This is a genomic window from Reyranella soli, from assembly GCF_007992495.1.
In the GTDB taxonomy this organism is placed as follows: Bacteria; Pseudomonadota; Alphaproteobacteria; order Reyranellales; family Reyranellaceae; genus Reyranella; species Reyranella soli.
On the sequence record NZ_BKAJ01000079.1, the window covers coordinates 1 to 5537 of the forward strand.

Below are 5537 nucleotides of genomic sequence, written 5' to 3' on the forward strand. Positions count from 1 at the left end.
GAGCGCGCAGGATGCGCGCGGTCCGGAAGACGAAGACCATGAGCGGACCTGGAGGTCCGCGCTCCGGTAAGATTAGAACCTTGCCAACCAATGCTCCGCGATCTGGCGGCGTGTCGCGAACCAGGCCCCGCCTTTCTTCTTCATGTGCGATACGATGCGATCCAGGGCAGCGATGCGGCCGGGGCGGCCGATCATGCGCAGGTGGAGACCGATCGACATCATCTTGGGCGCCTGCTCGCCCTCGGCCCACAGCGTGTCGAAGGCGTCGGTCGAGTACTCGGCGAAGTCGCGCGCCGTCACGAAGCGGTGAAAGCCCTGGTGATAGTGCATGTCGTTGGTGTCGAAGCTGTAGGGCAGCACCAGGTGCCGCCTGCCTGAAACATCGACAAAGAACGGCAGGTCGTCGGAATAGTCGTCGCTGTCGTAGAGGAAGCCGCCTTCCTCGACCAGCAGGCGGCGCGTGTTGGGCGACGGCGTCGAGCGCGTGTGCCAGCCGACCGGCCGCGTGCCGGCGATCCCGGTCAGTACCCGCACCGCGCGGGCGATCGCCTCCCGCTCGTCGGCCTCCTGCATGTGCGCATGCCTCTCCCAGCGCCAGCCGTGGCAGGAGATCTCATGGCCGCGCTTCACCGCGTCCTCGATCAGCCAGGGCGAGAGTTCCGCCGCCTTGCCGCAGGTGCTGACCGTGGCATGCACGCCAAGCCGCTCCAAGGCATCGGCGATCCTCCACCAGGCGGCCTTGGTGCCGTACTCGAAGTGCGATTCCATGCAGCGGTCGGCGACGCCGGAGATCTCGTCGGTCACCTCGTAGACCTTTTCGTTGAAGGCGTCGCCGGCGGAGAGGGACATCTCCGCGCCTTCCTCGAAGTTGAGGACGAAGGAGACGGCGACGCGCGCACCATGCGGCCAATGCGCGTGGGGCGGCGTGCGGCCGTAGCCTTTCAGGTCACGAGTCACGGTGCGCAATCACGTTCGCAAGGGCTGCCGACAGGCCTTTGGAGTCCTTCGGCCCTGGACGGCGATAGGTGCCAGCCGTTGCCTTGCGCGGCTTCATGCGCACCAGCCCCTCGGCCATGACCACCGCGGCCTGGATGCCGTCGACAAGCGGCACCGGCACGCGATCACGGATCTTGTTGGCGAGCCCGGCGAGCGGAGCGCCGGCCAGGATGACGACATCAGCCGCGTCGTTGGTGACGGTGCGCAGGGCGAGGTCGATCAGCACGGCCTCCTTTTCCTCCTGCACATCGTCGATCGACTTGAAACCTTCGTCGAGGGTGCGGATGGCGGCGCAGCGGCCGGTCATGCCGTGCCAGGCGACGATCTCGGCGAACCATGGCTCGAGCGAGCGCGAGAAGCTCACGATGCCGAAGCGCCGGCCGAGCGTGCAGGCCATCAGCATCGCGGCCTCGGCCATGCCGACCACCGGGAAGTCGAACAGCTCGCGCGCGCCGCCCAGGCCCGGATCGCCGAACGCGGCAATGATCGCGGCATCCATCGTGCCACGCCGTTCCGCCAGCATGTCGAGGGCGGCGGCCGAGCCGATGGCGGCTTCGGCCCGGGTGGCGATGTAGGGCACGCCGTACGACGCCGTCATCGGCAGCAGCTCGGTGCCGGGGCTCGCGACCATCTTGCCGGCGGCGACCAGCCGGTCGGTGACGCCCGTGGAGGTGTTGGGATTGGCGACCAGGATTTTCATGCGGCGAAGTCTAGCCCAGTTCTAGAAGTCCGCGAGCTTGCGCAGTCCGACCAGCCGGTCGCCGATCACCAGCGCCACGACCGCCAGCAGCACCAGTCCCGCCGAGATGGCGGCGATGGTGGGATCGGGCCGCTCCTCGACATATTGCAGCATTTGGATGGGCAGCGTCTTGGTCCAGGCGTCGGTGAAGAAGATCGAGATCGGGTAGTTATCCATCGAGGCCAGGAAGGCGAACATGCCGGAGGTCAGGAAGGCCGGCGCCAGTGCCGGCACCAGCACGCGCAAGAGCGCCTGCGGATAGTTGCAGCCGAGCGTGCGGGCGGCATCGATCAGCGAGAAGTCGAACAGGCTGAGCGCGCCCACGACGGTGCGCACGACATAGGGCAAGGTGATGACCACGTGCGCCACCAGCAGGCTGGCGTAGATGTCGCGCAGGCCCATCGCCTTGAAGCCCTGCAGCATGGCGATGCCGATCACCAAGCCGGGCAGCATCAGCGGCGACACCAGGAAGGTCGAGATCGCCTCGCGCCCGGGGAAGCGGCCGCGCACCAGGGCGATGGCGCAGAGCGTGCCCAGCGCCATGGCCACAGCGGTCGAGATCGCCGCGACCTGAAGGGAGGTGATCAGCGCCGGCAGAAGGCCGCGCGTGTTCGCCAATCGCTCGTACCAGCGCAGCGACCAGTCGGGCGGCGGCAGGGTGAAGACGGTCGACGAGCCGAAGGATACCGCAATGGTGACGACCAGCGGTGTCATCAGGAACACCACGCTGAAGGCCGCGATGACCCAGGTGAAATAGCGCGTCGCGCGCTCGATACCCGTCACGAGTTGCCTCCGAGCCGTCGGGCGAGCCAGGTCGAGCCGACGACGATGGCGACGGCCAGCGCCAGCAGGATGACGGCCGTGGTCGAGCCCAGCTGCTCGTTGCGCATCAGCAGGAAGGAGCGGCCGGTCAGCGTCGACAGCGTCTGGAAGCGATCGCCGATCAGCAGCGAGGGAATGACGAACATCGAGACGCTGAGCGAGAAGACGAAGGCGACGCCGGAGACGACGCCCGGCAGGGTGAGCGGCAGGGTCACATGCGTGAAGCGGTAGATCGGCGTGGCGCCCAGGGTGGCGCCGGCCTCGCTCAGCCGGGGGTCGATCAGCTTCACCACGGAGTAAATCGGCAGGATCATGAAGGGCAGGAAGATGTTGGCGGCGCCCAGCACCAGGCCGGTCTCGGTGAACAGCAGCCGTTGCGGCTCGTCCCACAGGCCGAGCCCCATCATGAGCTGGGTGACGACACCGTCGCGGCGCAGCACGATCTGCCAGGCGAAGGCCTTGACCACCGCGCCGATCGACAGCGGCAGGATGATCGAGACCAGCATGACGATCTGCAGCACGGCCCCGGCGCGGGCGAGCGCGAAGGCGGCCGGATAGCCGATGATGAAGCAGACCACGGTGACCCACGCCGCGACGCGTAGCGTGTTGCCGATGACGCGCCAGTTGAACGGGTCGCTCATGAAGGCGACGTAGGGCTGCAGCGTCAGGCCGGCGGGGCCGCTGAAGCTCTTCATCAGCAGCCAGAGCAGCGGATAGGCGTAGACGACCAGCAGATAGAGCACTGCCGGCAGGGCGAGCAGCGCCACCGGATCGCGCCAGGCCTTCATGGCGCGGGATAGATCAGGGTGTCGCCGCGCGACCAGGCGAGCTGCATCGTCGTTCCGGGCGCGGGCAGCCCGCCCGGCAGATCGGCGGTCTCGACCAGCAGCCGGTCGGCATCGGCGCTGGCGAAATGCAGCTGGACCTTCGAGCCCTGGAAGACCGCGTCGCGCAGCTCGGCGCGCACCTGGTTGTCGCCGGGCTGATCGATGATGATGCGCTCGGGCCGCACCGCGACCACGACGTCGCTGCCGGTAACGAAGCTGCCGCGGCCGTATAACCGGCCGACCGAGGTATCGACCGCGAGCACGCCGCGATCGGTGGTGCCGACGACCTTGCCGGTCAGCCGCGATGACAGGCCGACGAATTCCAGGACGAAAGCCGTCGCGGGCATTCGATAGATCATCTCCGGCGTGGAGAGCTGCTCGATCGCACCGCGGTTCATCACCGCGATTCGGTCCGACATGGTGAGCGCTTCGTCCTGGTCGTGGGTGACGAACACGGCCGTGGTGCCGAGCTCGCGCAGCAGGCGGCGCAGCTCGATCTGCATGGTCTCGCGCAGCTTGCGGTCGAGGGCGGAGAAGGGCTCGTCTAGCAGCAGCAGCTTGGGCCGCACGGCGAGCGCGCGGGCGACGGCGACGCGCTGCTGCTGGCCGCCCGACAGGGCGCGCACCGAGCGATCGGCAAAGTCGGTGAGATGCACCAGCTCGAGAAAGCGTTTGACCGTGGGCGCGATGTCGCCGGCCGCGCGTCGCCTCGCCTTCAGGCCGAAAGCGACGTTCTCGGCGACGCTGAGATGGGGGAACAGGGCATAGTTCTGGAAGACCACGCCGACATCGCGCCGGTGCGGCGGCCTTGCGGTGATGTCCTCGCCGTCCAGCCGCACGCTGCCGCGATCGGCCGAGAGGAGTCCGGCAATGATGCGCAGCAGAGTGGTCTTGCCGCAGCCCGAGGGGCCGAGCAGGGAGACGAACTCACCGGCGGCGACTTTCAGATCGACGCCGCCCAGCACCGTGGCGGCGCCGAAGGACTTCTCGGCGCGGGAAACGTCCAGAAACGGGTCGAAAGCCACGGCCGCCGACTACATCGCCATGTCGCGGTCCCAGCGCTTCACCCAGTCGGCGCGGTTGTCGGCGACGAACTGCCAGTCGACGCCGAACATGGTGGCGTTGGTCGGCATGCCGGCGGGCACCGGCGTGTCCTTGTTGGTCGGCAGCGAGAAGGTGACGGAGGAAAGCTTGGCCTGCACCTCCGGCCCGATCATCTCGTTGATGTAGGCGGCGGCGAGCTCGGGTTGCGGGCCGCCCTTCACCAGTGCCACGCCCGACGGCATGGCGAAGATGCCTTCCTTGGGCACGGCGATGTCGACCGGTGCGCCGGCCTGCTTGCGCTCCAGCGCCACCTGCGAGATCGCGCTCGAGATCATGAAGCCCTCGCCCTGCTCAAGGAGATTGTAGGCCTGCGGCATCTGCGTGTAGGCCGTCAGCAGGTTGGGCTTGATCGTCACGAGCTTCTTGAACGCGGCGTCGATGTCCTTCTGCGCCTCGGGCATTGGCTTGCCGGTGGCGAGGAAGGCCGCCATGAACAGGTTGGCCAGCCCCTCGGTGTTCTGCAGCGACGGCAGGATCACGCGGCCCTTGTACTTGGGATCGTAGGCGTCGGCCCACGAGGTCGGGGCCGTCTTCATGGCGTTGGGGTTGTAGGCGATGCCGAGCCAGGGCTGCAGGTAGTTCACCCACATGCCGTCCATATGGACGGTGCCGGGTTTCAGGGCGGCGATGTTCGGCACCTTGGCCGCCGTGATCTTCTCCAGCAGGCCCTCGGCGACGGCGGGGATCATGACGGGATCGTCCATCTGGACGACCGAGAGATACTGCTTGTCCTTGTTCTTCTGCATCTTCTCGAGGTTCACCAGCGAACGCGTGCCCTCGTAGACGATCTTGCAGCCGTACTTCTTCTCGACCACCGGCGCGATGATGGTCTCGACGAAGGTCTTGTGGCTGGCTGCACCCCCGACCACGAGTTCCTTGCCCTGCGCGCGCAGGATGCGCGGCGCGGCAAGGGCGGCGGTGGCAGCACCGGCGGCGGCGAGGATCGTGCGGCGGTTGAGGGCGATGGTGTGAGGCTTTTTCATATGGCTTCCCCTTCGGAAGCCCAAGGAAGCAAGGACCGTGCCTATGCTCTTGCCGGACGGCGGGCC

6 protein-coding genes are annotated in these 5537 nt (G+C 67.5%); all 6 read right to left on the bottom strand.

Features of this window, described 5'->3' with window-relative positions; all coding sequences use genetic code 11:
• Positions 1-72 precede the first annotated feature (72 nt).
• From RSO01_RS22910 to RSO01_RS22935, 6 genes are read right to left on the bottom strand one after another with little or no spacing between them, the layout of a single operon-like run.
• Positions 73-957 carry a polysaccharide deacetylase family protein gene (locus tag RSO01_RS22910; RefSeq protein ID WP_246158688.1) on the bottom strand — a complete coding sequence of 295 codons (885 nt, stop codon included), beginning with the start codon at positions 955-957 and terminating at the stop codon, positions 73-75.
• Entirely contained in the window at positions 947-1696 is a 750-nt protein-coding gene (locus RSO01_RS22915) for an aspartate/glutamate racemase family protein (RefSeq protein WP_147151789.1), read from the bottom strand. The genes RSO01_RS22910 and RSO01_RS22915 overlap by 11 nt, the downstream gene beginning before the upstream one ends.
• A 21-nt stretch (positions 1697-1717) precedes the next feature.
• Positions 1718-2518: an ABC transporter permease gene (locus RSO01_RS22920; RefSeq protein ID WP_246158691.1), complete on the bottom strand. Its 801-nt coding sequence runs from the start codon at positions 2516-2518 to the stop codon at positions 1718-1720.
• Positions 2515-3345 (bottom strand): ABC transporter permease, encoded by an 831-nt coding sequence (locus tag RSO01_RS22925; protein ID WP_147151790.1) that lies wholly within the window; start codon positions 3343-3345, stop codon positions 2515-2517. The genes RSO01_RS22920 and RSO01_RS22925 overlap by 4 nt, the downstream gene beginning before the upstream one ends.
• Positions 3342-4409: an ABC transporter ATP-binding protein gene (locus tag RSO01_RS22930; protein ID WP_147151791.1), complete on the bottom strand. Its 1068-nt coding sequence runs from the start codon at positions 4407-4409 to the stop codon at positions 3342-3344. The genes RSO01_RS22925 and RSO01_RS22930 overlap by 4 nt, the downstream gene beginning before the upstream one ends.
• A gap of 9 nt (positions 4410-4418) precedes the next feature.
• Positions 4419-5471, bottom strand: a complete 1053-nt coding sequence (locus tag RSO01_RS22935) for an ABC transporter substrate-binding protein (RefSeq protein WP_147151792.1) — start codon at positions 5469-5471, stop codon at positions 4419-4421.
• Positions 5472-5537: the final 66 nt, after the last annotated feature.